The sequence below is a fragment of the Salmonella sp. SA14318 genome (assembly GCF_029866905.1).
Lineage (GTDB): Bacteria > Pseudomonadota > Gammaproteobacteria > Enterobacterales > Enterobacteriaceae > Salmonella > Salmonella enterica.
On the sequence record NZ_CP123282.1, the window covers coordinates 4,691,259 to 4,712,861 of the forward strand.

Below are 21,603 nucleotides of genomic sequence, written 5' to 3' on the forward strand. Positions count from 1 at the left end.
CAAGGCTCGGGGCGCCCGCAACGACGGGCATACAGGTCAGCGACAACGCATGGCGTAATGCCATAATCAGGAAATAAAACTATGTGTGGAATTGTTGGCGCTATCGCGCAGCGTGATGTAGCTGAAATCCTTCTCGAAGGTTTACGTCGTCTGGAATACCGCGGATATGACTCTGCCGGTCTGGCCGTGGTTGATGCAGAAGGTCATATGACCCGCCTGCGTCGCCTCGGTAAAGTCCAGATGCTGGCTCAGGCAGCGGAAGAACATCCTCTGCATGGCGGCACCGGTATTGCTCACACTCGCTGGGCGACGCACGGTGAACCTTCAGAAGCTAACGCGCATCCGCATGTTTCTGAACACATTGTGGTGGTGCATAACGGCATCATCGAAAACCATGAACCGCTGCGTGAAGCGTTAAAAGCGCGTGGCTATACCTTCGTTTCTGAAACCGACACCGAAGTGATTGCACACCTGGTAAACTGGGAACTGAAACAGGGCGGTACTCTGCGTGAGGCTGTTCTGCGTGCTATCCCGCAACTGCGTGGTGCGTATGGTACGGTAATCATGGATACCCGTCACCCGGATACCCTACTGGCTGCACGTTCTGGTAGCCCGCTGGTGATTGGCCTGGGTATGGGCGAAAACTTTATCGCTTCTGACCAGCTGGCGCTGTTGCCAGTGACTCGTCGCTTTATCTTCCTTGAAGAGGGCGATATCGCTGAAATCACTCGCCGTTCGGTAAATATCTTCGATAACACCGGCGCGGAAGTAAAACGTCAGGATATCGAATCCAATCTGCAATATGACGCGGGCGATAAAGGTATTTACCGCCACTACATGCAGAAAGAGATCTACGAACAGCCGAACGCGATTAAAAACACCCTTACCGGGCGCATCAGCCACGGTCAGGTGGATTTAAGCGAGCTGGGACCGAACGCCGATGAACTGCTGTCGAAGGTTGAGCATATTCAGATCCTCGCCTGCGGTACGTCTTACAACTCCGGTATGGTTTCCCGTTACTGGTTTGAATCGCTGGCAGGTATTCCGTGCGACGTTGAAATCGCCTCTGAATTCCGTTATCGCAAATCTGCCGTGCGCCGTAACAGCCTGATGATCACCCTGTCACAGTCTGGCGAAACCGCAGATACCCTGGCTGGCCTGCGTCTGTCGAAAGAGCTGGGATATTTGGGCTCTCTGGCCATTTGTAACGTGCCGGGATCTTCGCTGGTGCGTGAATCCGATCTGGCGCTGATGACCAACGCGGGTACGGAAATTGGCGTAGCATCTACCAAAGCCTTCACCACCCAGTTAACCGTGCTGTTGATGCTGGTGGCGAAACTGGCGCGTCTGAAAGGTCTGGATGCGTCCATTGAGCATGATATCGTGCATGGCCTACAGGCGCTGCCGAGCCGTATTGAGCAGATGCTGTCGCAGGACAAACGCATCGAGCTGCTTGCAGAAGATTTCTCTGACAAACACCATGCGCTGTTCCTGGGGCGTGGCGATCAATATCCGATTGCGCTCGAAGGCGCGCTGAAGCTGAAAGAGATCTCTTACATTCACGCGGAAGCCTATGCTGCAGGCGAGCTGAAACACGGGCCGTTGGCGCTGATTGACGCCGATATGCCGGTGATTGTGGTGGCGCCGAACAACGAACTGCTGGAGAAACTGAAATCCAACATCGAAGAAGTTCGCGCACGTGGCGGTCAGTTGTACGTCTTCGCCGATCAGGATGCGGGTTTTGTGAGCAGCGACAACATGCACATCATCGAGATGCCGCATGTGGAAGAAGTGATCGCGCCTATCTTCTACACCGTTCCGCTGCAACTGCTGGCGTATCACGTGGCGCTGATTAAAGGCACCGACGTTGACCAGCCGCGTAACCTGGCGAAATCGGTGACGGTAGAGTAAGTACAAATGTTGCACCAGGCAGAAGGCCGTCGACAGACGGCCTTTTTTTGTGCGCTGTGACAGGCGCTGTTCTTTCTCTATGGTGGCTGAAGAGCGACTAAGAGGTGCTACGCCTGCCTGCGCTACGGGCACCCGGTCACATTCTCTTCTTTAAGGCCCTGGCTCAATCCAGGTGGATCGGAAATCAAACCACCCCAGGTTATTCAGGTGGATCCCCCTGGCCCGGTCGGGGCTTTTGAGTCGCATCCAGTGGTGAAAAAGCGGCTGTAGCCAGCCTGAACGGGTGGTTTCCCTGACCAGTTGTTCCGCGCTGATGGTTTCGGCATGCCACTGGGTTTCCCATTGGGCCAGCAGCGCATCATCCCCACCGCTGATGGCGTGGCGCAGTAAAGGGGAGCCCAGTAGCCATGTACCGACGTTCCACTCTTCGGGAATGGGGAAATTGACTGTCCCCAGCCAGAGATCCACATTGGCTTTGCCATTCGCCCAGTCATCATAATTCAGCTCAACGCCCTCAAGTAAAATGCCCTGCTGGCGCATGATCTCTTGCATGATATCCAGGAGCATTGGAAATTCAGGGTGCTGATCGTGATAGGCCAGACGCAGTTTCGCGTAGGGCGACGACGAGATAAAAGGTGAACAGGCCGGGCCCGCCTCAATAGTATGAAACCAGGAGGACAGCAGGCTGCCGCCCGGTACCCAGAAGGGGCGAATTGCCTCACTCAGATGCTGGAGTATGGCGTAAGGGCTGAGTGTTTCCCGTAGCCAGCGGCGATGTTCGGCGGTATGCCAGTGCGGGGAGCGGCTGTCGCATAATAAAAAATATCCTCCACGCTCAAGAAACATCTCGCGCAGGTTGTCAGAAGGTTTGCCTGATACCTGGCTAAGCCGTCCGGAAACATAATCCTCATCGCTTAGGCTGGAGCTGAGCCAGGCTGCCGTGTCGTTATCCGACAGCGATTCCGCCAGGTTATCTGTCTCCGTTAAATTCGGCCAGATAAAGACCTCCACTTCATCCAGCAGCCCGCGCAGACCAAAGTAGTGGTCAAAGGCCTTCATTTGCAGATGAAAGCCATTGTTTTCCACCACCTCATAAGGGCCAGTCCCCACAGGATGTGCCGGGAAATCAGCGCGTTGTGTATGGTCAGGCGGTAGGATCATGGCATCAATATGGCTGAGCAGCAGAGGCAGTCGGTTATCCGGGTGCGCCAGCGTAATTTCAAGGCTCAGCGGCCCGGTGGCCTGAATGGTCTGCAAGTGCGAGAACAGCGGCAGCTTAGCGCTGCGGGTCAGTGAAGCGATAACCGCGTCGATCGTCAGCTCCTGGCCATCATGCCAGAGGACGGCGGGGCGCAGATAAAAACGCCAGCGCAGCGGATCAATCTGCCGCCAGTGGTGGGCAAGATCGGCTTCGACTTCACCTTTTTCCTCATTTATGCGCGTCAGGCCGCTAAAAATCTGCCTGACCAGATGCTGCTCAGAGCGACGCAACGGTATGCCGGGGCACAGCGACGGCATTGTCCGGTAATAGGGGATGCACAGCCGCTGATAGTCTGCCCGCACGCTATAGCCCAGCTTTGAACGCAGCAGTTGCGCCACCTGGTGCTTATTTTTACCCAGCAGTTGAATGGCCTGATCAACATGACCAGACTCCAGCAACTGCTCCGCCTTTTCGCTTAACAGCTGTTCTGGTTTATAGCGCAGGTGAAGCCGGGCGCGATGCCCACGTCCGGCCTGTGATTGCCAGATGAGCCACTTTGCCTCCTGCATCTGAAGCAACAGATTACGCATATGCCGCCGGGTGCAGAACAACACATCCGCCAGCTCCTGTAGCGTCACGCTAACGGGCTTGTCGCCATAGTGCTGGAGTAGCTTTAAGTATTTTTGTTCAGTGTGCCGGGTTGCCATAAAAGATGAAATTTCCCGAACGGGAATGAGCAATTTTTAATATCCCCTTTTTAGCCGATGATTTTCTCTATCGCAACTTCTATGAGGATTCATCATGACAAAGCGCATTAATAAAGACACTCAGGTCTGCATGTCCCTGGCGGCACGCCCAAGTAACTTCGGTACACGCTTTCACAACTATCTGTACGAAGCGCTGGATCTCAATTATCTCTACAAAGCTTTCTCGCCGACCGATCTTACGCAGGCCATTAGCGGCGTGCGCGGGCTGGGGATCCGTGGGTGCGCGATCTCTATGCCGTTTAAAGAAGCCTGCATTCCGCTGGTGGATGAACTGGATGCTTCCGCTCAGGCCATTCACTCAGTTAATACCATTGTGAATACCAATGGCCATCTGAAGGCGTACAACACCGATTACATTGCAATAGCTCGCTTGCTGGCGAGTTACAAGGTCTCTCCCGACCTGGTGTTTGCTTTGCGTGGCAGCGGTGGTATGGCAAAGGCGGTGGCCTGCGCGCTGAAGGATGCGGGGTTTACCCGTGGTTATATTGTCGCGATTGATGAAGCGTCAGGTAAACAACTGGCCGAACTCTATGGCTATGAATGGCGCCCGGATACCGACGGTATTGAAGCCGATTTGTTAATTAACGCCACGCCTATCGGAATGGCTGGCGGTAATGATGTCGACAAACTCTCTTATTCCGAACAGGAAGTGGATAAGGCGAGCGTTATCTTTGATGTGGTGGCGCTACCGCCCGTCACACCGCTGATCCGCTACGCCCGTGAACGCGGTAAAACCGTGATTACCGGTTCCGAAGTGTTTGCTATTCAGGCCGTGGAGCAATTTGTCCTTTATACCGGGATTCGCCCGGATGACGCGCTGTTCCAGAAAGCCGCGGCCTGGTCACGTCTGTAACATTTTTTCCCGCTTTTTCTTTAAATTAAAAGAACAGGGTACCCTACTATGACTAAAAAAATTGTTGCTGTGACGGCCTGTCCGACGGGCGTCGCCCATACCTTTATGGCGGCAGAAGCGTTGGAAATTGAAGCCCGCAAGCGTGGTGACTGGATCAAGGTTGAAACTCGCGGTTCCGTCGGGGCGAAGAACACGCTGACTGCGGAAGAGATAGCGCAAGCGGATGTGGTGATTATCGCGGCGGATATTGAGCTGGATCTGTCAGGCTTTGTTGGCAAAAGACTCTATCGCACCAGTACCGGCGCGGCGCTAAAAAAGAGTGCGCAGGAAATGGATAATGCTTTCAATAGCGCCGAGGTCTATCAGGGGAGTGCCGGGCGCTCTTCTTCAGCTGGTAAAACAGAGCTACCCGGCGTTTATAAGCATTTAATGACCGGCGTATCCCATATGCTTCCTTTGGTGGTGGCGGGAGGGTTGTGTATCGCGCTCTCTTTTGTCTTCGGTATCCAGGCCTTCAATGAGCCGGGCACGCTGGCGGCTGCGCTATTTCAAATTGGTGGTAAGGCGGCCTTTGCGCTGATGGTGCCGGTACTGGCTGGGTTTATTGCCTTCTCAATTGCCGATCGTCCGGGTCTGGCCCCGGGGCTTATTGGTGGGATGTTGGCCAGCCTGTGCGGCGCCGGTTTCCTGGGAGGGATTGTGGCCGGTTTTCTGGCCGGTTACAGCGTACGGTTTCTGGCGCAAAATATTAAGCTGCCAGCGTCAATGGAAGCGCTTAAGCCTGTGCTGGTTCTGCCGCTACTGTCTACGCTGGTTACCGGCCTTATCATGATTTACGTGGTGGGTGGCCCCGTTTCTGCGGTGATGGAAGGGCTGACGACGTTCCTGGGGAATATGACCTCTACGAATGCTATCTTGCTGGGAATGTTGCTGGGCGCAATGCAAGGTTTTGACCTTGGTGGGCCGGTGAATAAAGCTGCGTATACCTTCGGCGTCGGTTTACTGGCTTCTCATTCTTATATGCCAATGGCGGCCATTATGGCGGCAGGGATGGTACCGGCATTAGGAATGGGCGTCGCAACCTGGGCGGCCAGAGCGAAATTCAATGCCGCTGAGCATGAAGCGGGTAATGCATCTTTTATCCTGGGGCTGTGCTTTATCTCTGAAGGGGCGATTCCCTTCGCCGCGCGTGACCCGATGCGCGTCATCCCTTCCACGATGGTCGGTGGCGCAATCGCCGGGGGACTATCCATGTATTTCGGTTGTACACTGATGGCGCCACACGGTGGCCTCTTTGTCCTGGCGATCCCGCATGCGGTAGAACATGTGATGCAATATCTGCTCTCGATTGCCCTGGGCACGATTGTCTGCGGCCTGATGTACGCGCTGTTGAAACCGTCTGCGGTTGCGCAAACAGTCTAATTCATCTCCCCCTGCAGGCTGGTCTGGTGTCTCCCCGGGCCAGCTTTTTTTATTTCCATTGTCATCAAACCGTCATAATCAAGACATATAACTGTCATCAATTTGTCCTATTTTGCTCATCGTAGCAACTCAAACAACGATTTACCGAAACCGTGCAGGAGACATTATGAAAGTTATGCGTACCACTGTCGCAACTGTTGTCGCCGCGACCTTATCGATGAGCGCGTTCTCTGCCTTTGCAGCAGCAAGCCTGACAGGTGCCGGTGCAACGTTTCCTGCGCCGGTGTATGCCAAATGGGCGGATACCTACCAGAAAGAAACCGGTAACAAAGTCAATTACCAGGGGATAGGCTCTTCCGGCGGCGTGAAACAAATCACCGCGAATACCGTTGATTTCGGCGCTTCCGATGCGCCGCTGTCTGACGAAAAACTGAATCAGGAAGGACTGTTCCAGTTCCCGACGGTGATCGGCGGCGTGGTGCTGGCGGTGAATATTCCAGGCCTCAAATCCGGCGAACTGGTGCTGGATGGTAAAACGCTGGGTGACATCTACCTCGGTAAAATCAAGAAGTGGGATGATGAAGCCATCACCAAACTGAACCCAGGCGTGAAGCTGCCTTCTCAGAACATCGCTGTGGTGCGTCGCGCTGACGGTTCCGGTACTTCCTTCGTGTTCACCAGTTACCTGGCGAAAGTCAACGACGAGTGGAAATCGAAAGTGGGCGCGGGTTCTACCGTGAACTGGCCAACCGGTCTGGGCGGTAAAGGTAACGACGGCATCGCGGCATTTGTACAGCGTCTGCCAGGCGCTATTGGCTACGTTGAATACGCTTATGCCAAGCAGAACAACCTGGCCTACACCAAACTGGTTTCTGCCGACGGCAAACCGGTAAGCCCGACGGAAGAGAGCTTCTCTAATGCGGCGAAAGGCGCAGACTGGAGCAAAACCTTCGCGCAGGATCTGACCAACCAGAAAGGTGACGATGTGTGGCCAATCACCTCCACCACCTTTATCCTGGTCCACAAAGCGCAGAAGAAACCTGAGCAGGGTGCTGAAGTGTTGAAGTTCTTCGACTGGGCCTACAAAAATGGCGCTAAGCAGGCGAATGATCTGGACTACGCCAGCCTGCCGGATAACGTTGTCGAGCAGGTTCGTACCGCCTGGAAGACCAGTATAAAAGACAGCAACGGTAAGGCGCTGTATTAATTAACGAATTGGCGGATGGCGCTACGCTTATCCGCCCTACGGTTTCGACCGCAGGCCCACGTTGTAGGCCGGATAAGCGTAGCGCCATCCGGCAGGGGCAACGTCGTAAAACGCGTTTAATGGAAAGAGTAATTTATGGCTGCAACCAAGCCTGCTTTTAACCCGCCGGGTAAAAAAGGCGACATGATTTTCAGCGCGCTGGTAAAACTGGCTGCGCTGATTGTGCTATTGATGTTGGGCGGTATTATCGTCTCATTGATCATCTCCTCCTGGCCAAGTATTCAGAAATTTGGTTTCTCATTTCTTTGGACTAAGGAATGGGACGCGCCAAACGATATCTACGGCGCGCTGGTGCCCATTTACGGCACGCTGGTGACCTCCTTTATCGCACTGCTGATCGCCGTTCCGGTCAGTTTCGGCATTGCCCTGTTTTTAACCGAGCTGGCGCCAGGCTGGCTAAAGCGTCCGCTTGGCATCGCCATTGAGCTGCTGGCGGCGATCCCCAGTATCGTGTACGGCATGTGGGGGCTGTTTATCTTCGCGCCGCTGTTTGCGACGTACTTCCAGGAGCCGGTCGGTAATATTCTTTCCAACATTCCTTTTGTCGGCGCGCTGTTCTCTGGCCCGGCGTTTGGTATCGGCATTCTGGCGGCGGGCGTCATCCTCGCCATCATGATCATTCCCTACATTGCGGCGGTTATGCGCGACGTCTTCGAGCAAACGCCGGTAATGATGAAAGAGTCCGCTTACGGTATCGGCTGTACTACCTGGGAAGTTATCTGGCGCATCGTGCTACCGTTCACCAAAAATGGCGTGATCGGCGGCATTATGCTGGGGCTGGGCCGTGCTCTGGGTGAAACGATGGCGGTCACTTTTATCATCGGCAATACCTACCAGCTCGACAGCGCGTCGCTGTATATGCCAGGCAACAGCATCACTTCCGCGCTGGCGAACGAATTCGCTGAGGCGGAATCGGGTCTGCACGTGGCAGCGTTGATGGAGCTGGGGCTGATCCTGTTTGTGATCACCTTTATCGTCCTGGCGGCGTCTAAATTCATGATTATGCGTCTGGCGAAGAACGAGGGAGCACGTTAATGGCTACGCTTGATATGCAGAACACCGCGCAGCTCGCGGAATCCCGTCGCAAGATGCAGGCGCGTCGCCGCATGAAGAACCGTATCGCACTAACGCTCTCAATGGCGACGATGGCATTTGGCCTGTTCTGGCTGATCTGGATTTTGATGTCCACCATCACCCGTGGTATCGACGGGATGTCGCTGGCGCTGTTTACCGAAATGACGCCGCCGCCGAACACGGCGGGCGGCGGGCTGGCGAACGCCCTGGCGGGGAGTGGATTGTTGATTCTCTGGGCTACCGTATTGGGTACGCCGCTGGGGATTATGGCCGGGATCTATCTGGCGGAGTATGGCCGTAAATCCTGGCTGGCGGAAATCATCCGCTTTATTAACGACATTCTGCTTTCCGCGCCGTCAATTGTTGTGGGGCTGTTTGTTTACACCATCGTGGTGGCGCAGATGCAGCACTTCTCCGGCTGGGCAGGGGTGATTGCGCTGGCGCTGTTGCAGGTACCGATCGTTATCCGTACCACTGAAAACATGCTCAAATTGGTGCCGGATAGCCTGCGTGAAGCCGCTTATGCGCTGGGTACGCCGAAGTGGAAGATGATCTCCGCGATTACGCTGAAAGCCTCTATCTCCGGCATTATGACCGGTATCCTGCTGGCTATTGCGCGTATCGCCGGGGAAACGGCGCCATTGTTGTTTACCGCGCTCTCGAACCAGTTCTGGAGCACCGACATGATGCAGCCGATCGCCAACCTGCCGGTGACCATTTTTAAATTCGCGATGAGCCCGTTTGCCGAATGGCAACAATTAGCCTGGGCGGGCGTGCTGATTATTACCCTGTGCGTACTGCTGCTGAATATTCTGGCGCGTGTTGTTTTCGCGAAGAAAAAACACGGTTAAAGACATTGTAGGCCTGATAAGCGTAGCGCCATCAGGCATTATTTTACGGCGTGGCGGATGCGGCGCTGGATGAGGAAAAGAGTGAAATGAGTATGGTTGAAACTGCCCCGAGTAAGATTCAGGTTCGTGATTTGAACTTCTACTACGGCAAATTCCATGCCCTGAAGAACATTAATCTGGATATCGCGAAGAATCAGGTAACGGCATTTATCGGGCCATCCGGCTGCGGTAAATCAACGCTACTGCGTACCTTCAATAAAATGTATTCGCTTTATCCGGAGCAGCGCGCGGAAGGTGAAATTCTGCTGGATGGCGACAATATTCTCACCAACACCCAGGATATCGCGCTACTGCGCGCAAAAGTGGGGATGGTATTCCAGAAGCCGACGCCGTTCCCGATGTCCATCTATGACAATATCGCCTTTGGCGTGCGTCTGTTTGAGAAGCTGTCTCGCGCCGATATGGACGAGCGCGTGCAGTGGGCGTTGACCAAAGCCGCATTATGGAACGAAACCAAAGATAAATTGCACCAGAGCGGGTACTCTCTCTCCGGTGGTCAGCAGCAGCGCCTGTGCATTGCGCGCGGTATCGCCATTCGCCCGGAAGTGTTGCTGCTGGATGAGCCATGTTCAGCTCTGGACCCGATCTCTACCGGGCGTATTGAAGAGCTGATCACCGAGCTGAAACAGGATTACACCGTGGTGATCGTGACCCACAACATGCAGCAGGCGGCACGTTGCTCCGATCATACGGCGTTTATGTACCTGGGCGAGTTGATTGAGTTCAGCAACACGGACGATCTGTTCACCAAGCCCGCGAAGAAACAAACAGAAGACTATATCACCGGTCGTTACGGTTAATTCAGGAGTGCGTAATGGACAGTCTGAACCTTAATAAACATATTTCCGGCCAGTTCAACGCCGAACTGGAAAGCATCCGCACTCAGGTAATGACCATGGGCGGCATGGTGGAGCAGCAGCTTTCTGACGCTATCACCGCCATGCACAACCAGGACAGCGAGCTGGCGAAGCGCGTGGTAGAAGGCGATCATCAGGTTAATATGATGGAAGTCGCCATCGATGAAGCCTGTGTGCGTATTATCGCCAAGCGCCAGCCGACGGCGAGCGATCTGCGTCTGGTAATGGCGATTATCAAAACCATCGCCGAACTGGAGCGCATTGGCGACGTGGCGGATAAAATCTGCCGTACCGCGCTGGAGAAATTCTCCCAGCAGCACCAGCCGCTGTTGGTGAGTCTGGAGTCACTGGGCCGCCACACCGTGCAGATGCTGCACGACGTGCTGGATGCGTTCGCGCGCATGGATCTCGACGAAGCGGTGCGTATCTACCGTGAAGATAAGAAAGTTGACCAGGAATATGAAGGCATTGTGCGTCAGCTGATGACCTACATGATGGAAGACTCGCGCACCATTCCCAGCGTGCTGACCGCGCTGTTCTGCGCGCGCTCTATCGAGCGTATCGGTGACCGTTGCCAGAATATCTGCGAATACATCTTCTACTTCGTGAAGGGGCAGGATTTCCGTCACGTCGGCGGCGATGAGCTGGATAAGCTGCTGGCGGGGAAAGATCCGAAAGAGTAAATCTCATCCTTTTGCCCGGTGGCGCTGCGCTTACCGGGCCTACAGGTACAGATGCTGTAGGCCGGATAAGCGTTAGCGCCATCCGGCATTTCAGTTAACGCGTAATCTCCCACCCGCGCGCTTTCCACAATCCCGGCAACTGCGCCAAATCGGTAAACGTCGTCACGTTAGGGTGATCGATCGGCTTGTTATGCGGATCGGCGCAGAAATAAAACACTTCCATTCCCGCCGCAATTCCTGACTGCGCGCCTGCGCTGGAATCATCCACCAGAATACACCTCTCAACATTGACCTTCATGGCGTTCGCCGCGTGGAGCATCAGCGCCGGATCGGGCTTCCAGCGTTGAATATCGTAACCGCTAAACAGCAAATCGGGAAAATGATGCAACATGCCCAGTTTACCCAGCGAATGCTGCATCTTACTGACCGGCCCGTTGGATACCACGCACATGGGCGTCTTAATGCTCTCCAGCAGGGTATTTGCGCCCGCGATCGCTTCCAGTTCGGTATCGAACAGACGCGCCACTTCCGCGCGGTATACCGGCTCCAGCTCCGCCTTTGCCAGCGCAACGCCATACTCTTTACTGATGGTATCGATAATTTCGTAGAGCTTTACGCCTTTAAAGCGTCTGAATACTTCCGTGAGCTCAAGCGTAATGCCGAACTGCCGGAACATAGTGACATAGGCGCGCGAGCAAATTACTTCACTGTCGACCAGCGTGCCGTCACAGTCAAAAAACACCGCTTCGATTTGGGACATGTCATTTCCATTTTAACAAGTTTAACGTTTACGTAATGCTGAATGAGGGGACGCAATCGTTGCCGTACTAACAAATTGAGTGAAAAAAATTACCACACAACTGCGCCAGGTGTCGCATTTTGGTATAGGATAACGGCGAATTTTCCCTCCTTTCTCCGGAAATTGATAATGAGTCAACAACACACCACCCAGGCTTCTGGTCAGGGTATGCTGGAACGCGTGTTTAAACTGCGCGAACATGGCACGACGGCACGAACCGAAGTGATCGCCGGTTTTACCACTTTCCTGACGATGGTTTATATCGTTTTTGTTAACCCGCAAATTCTGGGCGTAGCTGGCATGGACACCAGCGCCGTCTTTGTGACCACCTGTCTGATTGCGGCCTTTGGCAGTATTCTGATGGGCCTGTTCGCTAACCTGCCGGTGGCGCTGGCGCCCGCGATGGGGCTGAATGCGTTCTTTGCCTTCGTGGTTGTGCAGGCAATGGGACTGCCGTGGCAGGTAGGCATGGGCGCCATTTTCTGGGGCGCTGTTGGTCTTTTATTGCTGACTATCTTCCGCGTGCGTTACTGGATGATCGCCAACATTCCGGTCAGCCTGCGCGTGGGCATCACCAGCGGCATCGGCCTGTTTATCGGCATGATGGGGTTGAAAAACGCCGGCGTGATTGTCGCTAACCCGGAAACGCTGGTCAGCATCGGCAACCTGACCTCGCACAGCGTGCTGCTGGGGGTTCTCGGATTCTTTATTATTGCGATTCTCGCTTCGCGCAACATTCATGCGGCGGTGCTGGTGTCCATCATCGTCACGACGCTGCTTGGCTGGATAATGGGCGATGTGCACTACAACGGCATTGTCTCCGCGCCGCCAAGCGTCACCAGCGTGGTAGGGCATGTCGATTTGGCAGGCTCGTTCAATCTTGGCCTGGCGGGGGTTATTTTCTCCTTCATGCTGGTAAACCTGTTTGACTCCTCCGGTACGCTGATTGGCGTGACCGATAAAGCCGGCCTGGCGGATGAGAAAGGCAAATTCCCGCGCATGAAGCAGGCGCTGTTTGTTGATAGTATATCTTCCGTCACTGGCGCATTTGTCGGAACGTCTTCTGTGACCGCTTATATTGAATCGTCTTCCGGCGTTTCGGTGGGCGGTCGCACCGGTTTGACGGCGGTAGTGGTCGGTATTTTGTTCCTGCTGGTTATCTTCCTGTCGCCGCTGGCGGGCATGGTGCCGCCTTACGCGGCGGCGGGCGCGCTGATTTACGTCGGCGTGCTGATGACCTCCAGCCTGGCGCGGGTAAACTGGCAGGATTTAACCGAATCGGTCCCGGCGTTTATTACGGCGGTAATGATGCCGTTTAGCTTCTCGATCACCGAAGGTATCGCGCTGGGCTTTATCTCTTACTGCGTGATGAAAATCGGTACCGGTCGCCTGCGCGACCTTAGCCCGTGCGTAGTGATTGTCGCGCTGTTATTTGTGCTGAAGATTGTGTTTATTGACGCACACTGATGAAATGAACCCTCGCCCCATCGGGGTGAGGGTTTTTAAATAACTTACGCTTTAACGCGCTGAATATACTCGCCAAATGCGGTCAGCTGACCGGTCAAATGATCTAACGTTCCCTGATCCACCACTTCTCCAGTCTGCGGGTCGACTTTATTCTGAATCACGCCACCCATAAATTCCGGTTTATTCATCACCATCGCATCAAGGAACACCAGAATCTGGCGCAGATGATACTGGCAGCGCGCGCCGCCAATCGCCCCCATTGAGCTGGTCTGGATAAGAACGGGCTTACCCGCCAGCGGCTGCTCAGGCAGACGGGATAGCCAGTCGATGGCATTCTTCAGGCCGCCGGGAACGGAATAGTTATATTCCGGCGTCACAATGACGACGCCGTCGGCGTTGCGAATCTGCTCCGCCAGCGCCTCTACGCTGGCTGGAAATCCCTCTTCCTGCTGGATATCGGCGTCATACAGCGGAATATCCCCGATTGAAGGCAGCGGCGATACCGTCATTCCTGCCGGCGCGACTTTAGGCAGCGTACGCGCCACCATCCCGTTAAAGGAACCTTTGCGTAAACTTCCCAGCAATGTAACCACATTCAGCGTTTCAGACATACGTGCCCCTTTTTTCATTATGAACGATTAAGCGTATACGATTTGGCGGCGGGGAGTTGGGCGAATCGCATCAGACGACCGGTTGGCTCATTGGCGCGCGTCTGGATATCGGGCAGGCTTTTCCAGCCCAGTTTGCCATCGAACTCCCACACTTTTAATTTTTCTATCGCTGGCGTAACGGTTACGGACCATACCAGCACATCTTCCGCATCGCACACGGCTTCAAGCTGCGTGACATGCGCGCACTTCAGGCGTCCGGCCACGGGTAAAAGTTGCAGCTCCCGCGGATCGTCATTCATGACATCGCCGGTGAGTTTTAACACGCTCTGGCGCAATGTAATGAGTTGCGCTCGCGCTTCGTTGGGATCGTTTTGATTGGCTACCCATAAGTTTTCATTACGGGAGAAAGGGTGGCGTTCGAGCGAATGCGGATGGTGAAAGCCGCGGGAGGTGCGCTGTAATTCCATATCCAGCCCGCACTCTCCTTCGGTGGTCAACGCCACGCCAACCATATTTCCGGCGTAGGAGATAGAAAAGCCTGGCAGATTTTTGTCACGAAACGCGGGTTTACCTTTCGCCTGAATAATGATTTCCGGCAGCTCGCTAATTCCGTACAGCATAAACATCAGTTCGGCAAGAAGGCCTCTGGAGGCGAGAAAACGCGTTCGTCGGTGAGCAGGCAGGTTTCTGGCTTCAATATGGCAAGACGAAGAGAGACGAATTGAAACCAACTGTCCCTCCGTAAGTATCCCTCTGGCAAAGTGAGTCGCCATTTTTCGCTCCGTGATTAATGGGCCGTGATAATGACGAGAGTAACATTAACGTAAATTATGGACAGGTTTTACGCGCTAAAAATTCAATTTCAGAAGGTTCTTTAATCAGACGGTGACATTTCTGGTAAGAGTAAGGTTAATTTATCAACACAGGTGGTCAGATAAGGCGACGGCAGAGCGTGTTGATAGCCTGTCGTAGCCACACAATCTTGGGATTATGACTATTACGTTTGTGCCATAATAGGGTAAACGGCACCATCAGCTTTTCCCGCTGTTGCGCATCAAAAGGCAGGGGGCGCGCCACTAACGGTAGCTGGTGGAGCTGATTGTAGTGCTGGCAATAGCGCGGCGCGGTTGCTATCAGGGTGTGATCCGGCTGGGCGGCCATAAAGAGCGACTGCTCGAACCCCGGCAGGCTCAACGCAATATGGCGTTTGCGTCCCATTTCTTGCAGGACATCATCCAGCGCCCAGGTATCGCTTTGCTCCCAGCAAATACTGATATGCGGGTAGCGTAGAAAAGTGTCCAGATCCCACGCTTCGCGCAGCGCCGGATGATCTTCCCGCAGCCAGACCCACGGCAAATCGCTAAACAACACCTCAAAATCAATCGCGAGCGGCAACAGACTGAGCAATTCTCGCGAGCGGGGATGGCTTTCGCGTCCGGTAAATCCGATATCGACTTCCCCACGCGTAATCGCCTCCAGCGAGTCATAATCCCAGTTGCGAACCTTAATGGTAGCCTGCGGATAGCGCTGATAAATCTTCTGCGACAGTGAATTAAACATAATCATCATCAGCGGCGACTCTGCTGCCAACTCAAATTTTAAACCGCGCGGCGTTTGATGATGCGGTTTATCAAGCAGTTGATTCCCCATCTGCATCCAGTCCGCCAGACTTTGCTCCATACTGACCATCAGCGGCGTCGGCGCCAGGCCCAGCGGCGTATTGACGAACAGCGGATCGTCAAACCATGCCCGGAGTTTCGCCAGCGATTTGCTGACCGCCGAGGGCGTTACGTTCATCCGTTTTGCAGCTTTAGTGACGCTGCGCTCCTGCATGAGTAACTGTAGGCATAACAGCAAATTAAGGTCGAGATTGGTAAGGGATTTCTTCATGCTCGGCTACGGACCTGTTGGGCGTGACGGAGAAGATCAGCAGAATACTCACTATGCTACAACCAATCAGAATCCCGATCAGCATATTCATCGCGCTGATACCGAGTATTGCCGCCAGCCAAATCCACAGTGATGAACCGCAAACCTGCGCGATACCCAGCGTGGAACTGGCCACTCCGGCGCGCAGCGAAAATGGCCCCAGCGCCTGGCTCATCGCGACGCCAAAACCAACCGAGAATCCGGCGCAGATAAGCGTCAGGCCAAAGAGTGTGACGGTATTGGTATGAGCAAGGCTTAACGTCACGCCAGCCGTCAAAAACAGCCCCTGTGAGACGAGCATTAAAGTTCGCGGCTTAAATAACCCAAGCGCAAAAGGGGTGGAAAAAGAGACGACCATACTGACGCCTGCGGTGAGCGCCATGGTAATGGCATAGTCGCCACGACTAAATCCCATCACCTCCATCAGCAGCACTGGAGAGGCATTGACGAAGGTCAGGATCACCGACACGCTAAGGGTGGTGATCGCCAGTCGACTGACGAAAAAACGGTTAACCAGCGACTCGGCGGCGGGCGACGATCGTGATAAATCGCGTGGAGCCAGCCTTGCCGGGCGCGTCTCGCGCAGGATAAACAGTGATAACAGGCCCACAATAATGCCCATCGCGGACATCGTATAGAACAGACTTTGCCAGGGGAAACGAAGCATAATCAAATGCCCCATCACCGGGGCGAGTACCGGCACAATACAGGTAATCCCATTCAATAATGACAGCACTTTCGCCCGACGATGCTCGTCGAGCGTGTCGCGCAGAATGGCGAACGCCACCACATAGCAGCCGCCTGCGCCTACTCCCTGAAGAAAACGTCCACTCAGAAATAGCGAGCCTTCCGACGCCCGTGAACAAAGCAGTGAGGCCATCATAAAGACGAGCGCGCCGACGATCGCGACCGGCTTGCGGCCTGACTGGTCGGCTATCTTCCCGGCAAACAGCATGGCCGTCGCCATTCCGGCCAGGTAAACGGAGAAGGCGATATGCAACTGCGCCTCGCTGGCGTTCAGATCGGCGGCTATACGCGGTAAACCGACCAGATACATATCAATACCGGCAGGATAGAGTAAAACCAGGGCAAAACTACACAGTAGAAAACGTTTCATAACGGCCTCACGAAAAGTGTGGCGCTAAGAATACGGGGCGACGTTGCGCGAGACGAGTTGCCATTTGGACAACAGTGATTTCCGCATGGGAAATCATTGCTGCCGGATGGCGGCATAAACGCCTTATCCGGCTTACGGGTTTTGTAGGCCCGGTAAGCATTGCGCCACCGGGCAATACAACGTTACTTACCAATACAGAAGCTGGAGAAAATCCGTCCCAGCAGGTCGTCGGAGGTAAACTCGCCGGTAATCTCGCTTAAGCTTTGCTGCGCCAGGCGCAACTCTTCCGCCAGCAGTTCCCCCGCCCATGCGCCTAATAGCTGCGCTTTGCCCTGTTCAAGATGGTCAGCGGCTTCCGCCAGCGCCTGTAGGTGACGGCGGCGGGCCAGGAAGCCGCCTTCCATATTGGTATCAAACCCCATGCTCTGCTTGAGGTGGTTACGCAACACGTCGACGCCTTCGCCGGTACGCGCCGAGAGGCGAACCAGTGAGTGACCGTTTACTTCACTAATACCCAACGTTTCGCCGGTGATATCCGCCTTGTTACGTACCACGGTAATCGGTAGATTTTTGGGCAGACGGGCGATAAAGTCCGGCCAGATGTCGGCAGGGTCAACGGCGTCCGTCGTGGTGCCATCCACCATAAACAGCACGCGATCGGCCTGTTCAATCTCCTGCCAGGCGCGTTCGATGCCGATACGCTCAACTTCGTCGCTGGCGTCGCGCAGTCCGGCGGTATCGATGATATGCAGCGGCATCCCGTCGATGTGAATATGCTCGCGCAACACGTCGCGCGTGGTACCGGCGATATCGGTAACAATGGCCGCTTCACGGCCTGCCAGCGCATTCAGCAGGCTGGATTTCCCGGCATTCGGGCGTCCGGCAATCACTACCTTCATCCCTTCGCGCAGCAGGCTGCCCTGGCGCGCTTCGGTTCGCACGGCGTCAAGATCGGCGATGACGCCATTGAGCTGCGCTTCAATTTTGCCGTCAGAGAGAAAGTCGATCTCCTCATCCGGAAAATCGATAGCCGCTTCGACGTAGATTCGCAGGTGAGTAAGTGCTTCCACAAGGTGGTTAACGCGGGCGGAAAATGCCCCCTGTAACGAGTTTAGAGCCGAACGCGCCGCCTGTTCGGAACTGGCATCGATCAGGTCGGCAATGGCTTCCGCCTGGGCTAAATCGAGCTTATCGTTGAGGAACGCTCGCTCGGAGAACTCGCCTGGTCGGGCAATGCGCACGCCTGGAAGCGTCAGGATACGTTTTAACAGCAGGTCCAGGATCACCGGACCGCCGTGCCCTTGTAGCTCCAGCACATCTTCACCGGTGAAGGAGTTCGGGCCGGGGAACCACAGCGCAATACCCTGATCCAGCGCGCTGCCGTCAACGTCTTTAAACGGCAGGTAGTCGGCATAGCGCGGCTTCGGCAGCTTGCCCAGCACCTCTTGCGCAACGTCACGCGCTTTCAGACCAGAGATACGCAGGATACCCACGCCACCGCGTCCCGGTGGGGTTGCTTGGGCGACGATAGTGTCGTTATGGCTCATGGTTAGTCTCAACTTTGTTGCAATAAAAAAGGCGGTCATATGACCGCCTTTTGATTGTAGGCCTGATAAGCGTTAGCGCCATCAGGCTGACCGGCGCGCCTTGCCGGATGGCGGCTTCGCCTTATCCGGCCTACACCGAATCAGGATTTTTTCTTCTCGCGGCTATGCAGGCCACGCTTCTCCAGACCACGGTAAATCAGCTGCTGCTGAATGATGGTGACCAGGTTGCTGACGATATAGTACAGCACCAGACCTGACGGGAACCACAGGAAGAACACCGTAAAGATGACCGGCATAAAGGTCATGATCTTCTGCTGCATCGGGTCGGTCACGGTGGTCGGCGACATCTTCTGAATGAAGAACATCGTTACGCCCATCAGGATCGGCAGAATGTAGTACGGGTCCTGTGCGGACAGGTCATGAATCCACAGCGCGAACGGCGCATGACGCAGTTCAATGGAACCCATCAGCATGTAGTACAACGCCAGGAAGATAGGCATCTGGATGATCAGCGGGAAGCAGCCGCCCAGCGGGTTAACCTTCTCCGCTTTGTACAGGGCCATCATCTCCTGGCTTTGGCGCTGTTTATCATCGCCAAGACGTTCGCGCATCGCCTGAATTTTCGGCTGCAGCATACGCATCTTCGCCATTGACGTGTACTGCGCTTTGGTCAGCGGGTACATGATACCGCGAACGATAAAGGTAATGATGATAATGGAGAAGCCCCAGTTGCCCACAAAGCTGTGGATCCACTTCAGCAACTTGAACAGCGGCTGAGAGATGAACCACAACCAGCCGTAGTCCACGGTCAAATCCAGGTGCGGTGCAACAGCCGCCATTTTATCCTGAATTTCCGGGCCGACCCACAGGGTGCTGGTCATCGCGCCAGTCTGACCTGGCTGTACCAGTACCGGCTGCGCTTTATAGCCGATAGCGACAATGCCGTTACCCAGATTAGCGGTGTAGAAATTGTTGGTGCCGTCGTTACGCGGAATCCATGCGGTAGCGAAATACTGCTGCAACATTGCCACCCAACCGCCTTTGGAGCTGACGTTGAGGTTTTCGTTATCGGCAATAGTGTCGAATTTGTATTTCTCATACTTCTCATCCGGCGTGGAGTACGCTGCGCCGCGGAACGTATGCAGCGCAAAGTTGCTGCTGCCGGTGTCGCGATGAGGAGGCAGGTTGACGGATTGTTTTAACTGACCAAAGGTGGAGACTTCCAGCGGTTTTTCGCCGGTGTTCTGCACGCTATAGTTCACGTTAACCGCATAATCGCCACGCTTAAAGACAAACGTTTTGGTAAACGTGTTGCCTGCGGCGTCAGTATAAGTCATCGGAACCTGCAGTTCGTTCTGACCGTCGGCCAGTACAAACGCATCTTTCTCGACGTTGTACAGCGGACGCGGGCCGTTCGCCGGGTTATCCGGGCCGTCGCGGCCTGTCAGGCCGCTTTGCGCCTGATAGATAAACTGCGGGGTGGTTTCCAGCAGCTGGAACGGTTCGTTGGAACCCAGTTCTTTCGGGTAAGCCGGGAGCAAGGCCTGCTCGACATCACCACCACGGGTGTTGATAGTCAAATCAAGCACATCGGTTTTCACCGTAATCATTTTCCCCTGGCCACTGGCTGGTACGCCCTGGTCGGCGGCGCTACCCGCTGCGGTGGTCGTTGTCTGCGTGGTCTGTTGAGTCTGAGGTTGCGGATTTTTATCCTGCTCCCAGGCTTGCCAGATCATGAAAGACACGAACAGCAAAGCGATGACTAAAAGATTGCGTTGCGAATCCATCGTTAGTGTTCTCTGGTATCAAATGGTCCGGGCGGGACGGGATCGTCACCACCAGGGTGTAAAGGGTGGCATTTTAATACGCGTTTCACCGTCAACCAACTGCCTTTTATCACTCCAAACCTGCGCAATGCCTCAATTCCGTAGCTTGAGCACGTTGGCGTGAAACGACAATGCGGCCCAAGCAGCGGACTGATCAGGCGTTGATAGACCCGAATAAGGGCTATCAGGACCCGCGAGCCAGGCGACAGTGGCGGCGCCATAATTTTTCCAACGCTTCCGAGAGAGCACGGTTATCGAGGTCGGCAACCCCTTTTTTCGCCACCACCACGAAATCCATTGCAGGAAGTTCATGCTGGCGCAGACGGAAGCTTTCACGCGTCAGACGTTTAATCCGGTTGCGTTCATGCGCACGTCGAACATTTTTCTTGGCGACGGTAAGACCGATACGGGGATGCCCCAGCGAATTCAGGCGGCCGAGGATGGTGATTTGCGGCGTGCCAGCCCGTTGAGGTTGCTGGAAGACGAATGTGAAATGAGCGGGAGTTAACAAACGTAACTCCCTGGGAAATGCGAGCTTAACCACTCAGGGGTTAGCTTTATTACTTGGAAACGGTCAGACGAGCGCGGCCTTTAGCACGACGACGTGCCAGAACCTGACGACCATTTTTAGTAGCCATACGAGCACGGAAGCCGTGAGAACGGTTGCGCTTCAGTACAGACGGTTGAAAAGTGCGTTTCATGGCGATTTCTACCTAAACTTGAATAAATTCACTGACTTTTGCGTATACCCGAACAAACTTTGAACGACTTACGCCACAGTGTGGGTGATTAAAGAGGCCGGATTGTAATAATTGTACACTCCGGAGTCAATTCTCTTTCCTTATTTTCCCGCGATTTTCCACGCCTTTTTGTGCGGAAAATAAGCAGCGTTGACGCCATATGACGGGCATTGCGCGACGGGTGGAGAATTATACGGACTGCCAGGTAAAGCGCAAGGATCGCCCTGGATCTTTATGCGATCTTTTAGGCGTCTGCTCACCTTTACCTATTAATTTTTTCAATATGCGCGCGAAAGCGTACAGGAGTTCCCCAGGATCGATTACACTTATCCTTTCCTGGAAAGTCCTGTGGATAAATCGGGAAGAATCTGTGAGAAACAGAAGATCTCTTGCTCAGTTTAGGCTATGATCCGCGGTCCTGATCGTTTCAAACGATCCTGGTCAGGCATGAACACGGAATCTTTCAGGCTGCGTGAAGTCGCGATCGTTTGAAAGATTCGTGAAAACCGCAGACAGCGGTTCGTGCGTCACCCTTCATGCAGGGTCTTATCGACGTGCGCCAACAATCATTAATGTATCAGCCTTTGTCATTTATCGACTTTTGTTCGAGTGGAGTCCGCC

Annotated in this window: 20 protein-coding genes; 9 read left to right on the forward strand and 11 right to left on the reverse strand. The window is 54.5% G+C overall.

Annotated elements, in window-relative coordinates; translation table 11 throughout:
* Window positions 1-81 precede the first annotated feature (81 nt).
* Window positions 82-1,911 (forward strand): glutamine--fructose-6-phosphate transaminase (isomerizing), encoded by a 1,830-nt coding sequence (gene glmS, locus QEN32_RS22365; RefSeq protein WP_000334061.1) that lies wholly within the window; start codon window positions 82-84, stop codon window positions 1,909-1,911.
* 150 nt (window positions 1,912-2,061) lie between these two features.
* Here the strand turns inward: glmS and QEN32_RS22370 are convergent, their stop codons facing one another.
* Window positions 2,062-3,819, reverse strand: coding sequence for an SgrR family transcriptional regulator (locus QEN32_RS22370; protein ID WP_023198756.1), 1,758 nt, complete (start codon window positions 3,817-3,819; stop codon window positions 2,062-2,064).
* Window positions 3,820-3,913: 94 nt separating this feature from the next.
* Between QEN32_RS22370 and QEN32_RS22375 the strand changes: the two genes are divergently transcribed.
* The 7 genes from QEN32_RS22375 to phoU all read left to right on the forward strand — a co-directional run bounded on the left by QEN32_RS22375 (window position 3,914) and on the right by phoU (window position 10,946).
* On the forward strand, window positions 3,914-4,732 hold the full coding sequence (locus tag QEN32_RS22375; RefSeq protein WP_079958694.1) for a shikimate 5-dehydrogenase: 819 nt from the start codon (window positions 3,914-3,916) through the stop codon (window positions 4,730-4,732).
* A 48-nt stretch (window positions 4,733-4,780) separates the two neighbouring features.
* Window positions 4,781-6,154, forward strand: a complete 1,374-nt coding sequence (locus tag QEN32_RS22380; RefSeq protein WP_000162550.1) for a fructose-specific PTS transporter subunit EIIC — start codon at window positions 4,781-4,783, stop codon at window positions 6,152-6,154.
* A 166-nt stretch (window positions 6,155-6,320) separates the two neighbouring features.
* The gene (pstS, locus tag QEN32_RS22385) at window positions 6,321-7,361 is read left to right on the forward strand and encodes a phosphate ABC transporter substrate-binding protein PstS (RefSeq protein WP_000867131.1); all 1,041 of its coding nucleotides are present in this window, start codon (window positions 6,321-6,323) and stop codon (window positions 7,359-7,361) included.
* Window positions 7,362-7,496: 135 nt separating this feature from the next.
* On the forward strand, window positions 7,497-8,456 hold the full coding sequence (gene pstC, locus QEN32_RS22390; RefSeq protein ID WP_000741630.1) for a phosphate ABC transporter permease PstC: 960 nt from the start codon (window positions 7,497-7,499) through the stop codon (window positions 8,454-8,456).
* Window positions 8,456-9,346, forward strand: coding sequence for a phosphate ABC transporter permease PstA (gene pstA, locus QEN32_RS22395; protein ID WP_000212197.1), 891 nt, complete (start codon window positions 8,456-8,458; stop codon window positions 9,344-9,346). Before pstC ends, pstA begins: the two co-directional genes overlap by 1 nt.
* A gap of 86 nt (window positions 9,347-9,432) precedes the next feature.
* Complete coding sequence (pstB, locus tag QEN32_RS22400) at window positions 9,433-10,206, forward strand: phosphate ABC transporter ATP-binding protein PstB (RefSeq protein WP_000063118.1); 774 nt, start codon at window positions 9,433-9,435, stop codon at window positions 10,204-10,206.
* 14 nt (window positions 10,207-10,220) lie between these two features.
* A complete protein-coding gene (gene phoU, locus QEN32_RS22405) occupies window positions 10,221-10,946 on the forward strand; it encodes a phosphate signaling complex protein PhoU (RefSeq protein ID WP_000377800.1) in 726 nt (241 codons plus the stop codon).
* Between the two features lie 94 nt (window positions 10,947-11,040).
* On the opposite strand, the gene yieH is transcribed toward phoU, so the two are convergent.
* Window positions 11,041-11,706, reverse strand: a complete 666-nt coding sequence (gene yieH, locus QEN32_RS22410; RefSeq protein WP_079898358.1) for a 6-phosphogluconate phosphatase — start codon at window positions 11,704-11,706, stop codon at window positions 11,041-11,043.
* A 168-nt stretch (window positions 11,707-11,874) separates the two neighbouring features.
* Here yieH and adeP point away from each other — a divergent pair, with 168 nt between their 5' ends.
* A complete protein-coding gene (gene adeP / locus QEN32_RS22415) occupies window positions 11,875-13,212 on the forward strand; it encodes an adenine permease AdeP (RefSeq protein WP_001583487.1) in 1,338 nt (445 codons plus the stop codon).
* A 44-nt stretch (window positions 13,213-13,256) separates the two neighbouring features.
* Here the strand turns inward: adeP and QEN32_RS22420 are convergent, their stop codons facing one another.
* The 9 genes from QEN32_RS22420 to rpmH all read right to left on the reverse strand — a co-directional run bounded on the left by QEN32_RS22420 (window position 13,257) and on the right by rpmH (window position 20,943).
* A complete protein-coding gene (locus QEN32_RS22420; RefSeq protein WP_001575173.1) occupies window positions 13,257-13,841 on the reverse strand; it encodes an NADPH-dependent FMN reductase in 585 nt (194 codons plus the stop codon).
* Window positions 13,841-14,596 (reverse strand): 4'-phosphopantetheinyl transferase superfamily protein, encoded by a 756-nt coding sequence (locus QEN32_RS22425; protein ID WP_000190678.1) that lies wholly within the window; start codon window positions 14,594-14,596, stop codon window positions 13,841-13,843. Before QEN32_RS22425 ends, QEN32_RS22420 begins: the two co-directional genes overlap by 1 nt.
* A 157-nt stretch (window positions 14,597-14,753) precedes the next feature.
* Complete coding sequence (gene yidZ, locus QEN32_RS22430) at window positions 14,754-15,713, reverse strand: HTH-type transcriptional regulator YidZ (RefSeq protein ID WP_094897859.1); 960 nt, start codon at window positions 15,711-15,713, stop codon at window positions 14,754-14,756.
* Window positions 15,682-16,869 carry an MFS transporter gene (locus QEN32_RS22435; protein WP_023198752.1) on the reverse strand — a complete coding sequence of 396 codons (1,188 nt, stop codon included), beginning with the start codon at window positions 16,867-16,869 and terminating at the stop codon, window positions 15,682-15,684. Before QEN32_RS22435 ends, yidZ begins: the two co-directional genes overlap by 32 nt.
* Window positions 16,870-17,051: 182 nt before the next feature.
* Complete coding sequence (gene mnmE / locus QEN32_RS22440) at window positions 17,052-18,416, reverse strand: tRNA uridine-5-carboxymethylaminomethyl(34) synthesis GTPase MnmE (RefSeq protein WP_000019079.1); 1,365 nt, start codon at window positions 18,414-18,416, stop codon at window positions 17,052-17,054.
* A gap of 140 nt (window positions 18,417-18,556) precedes the next feature.
* Window positions 18,557-20,203, reverse strand: a complete 1,647-nt coding sequence (gene yidC / locus QEN32_RS22445; RefSeq protein WP_000378278.1) for a membrane protein insertase YidC — start codon at window positions 20,201-20,203, stop codon at window positions 18,557-18,559.
* A gap of 2 nt (window positions 20,204-20,205) precedes the next feature.
* Window positions 20,206-20,463, reverse strand: a complete 258-nt coding sequence (yidD, locus tag QEN32_RS22450) for a membrane protein insertion efficiency factor YidD (protein WP_001307474.1) — start codon at window positions 20,461-20,463, stop codon at window positions 20,206-20,208.
* Entirely contained in the window at window positions 20,427-20,786 is a 360-nt protein-coding gene (rnpA, locus tag QEN32_RS22455; RefSeq protein ID WP_000239725.1) for a ribonuclease P protein component, read from the reverse strand. Before rnpA ends, yidD begins: the two co-directional genes overlap by 37 nt.
* 16 nt (window positions 20,787-20,802) lie before the next feature.
* The gene (gene rpmH, locus QEN32_RS22460) at window positions 20,803-20,943 is read right to left on the reverse strand and encodes a 50S ribosomal protein L34 (protein WP_000831330.1); all 141 of its coding nucleotides are present in this window, start codon (window positions 20,941-20,943) and stop codon (window positions 20,803-20,805) included.
* Between the last annotated feature and the right edge of the window lie 660 nt (window positions 20,944-21,603).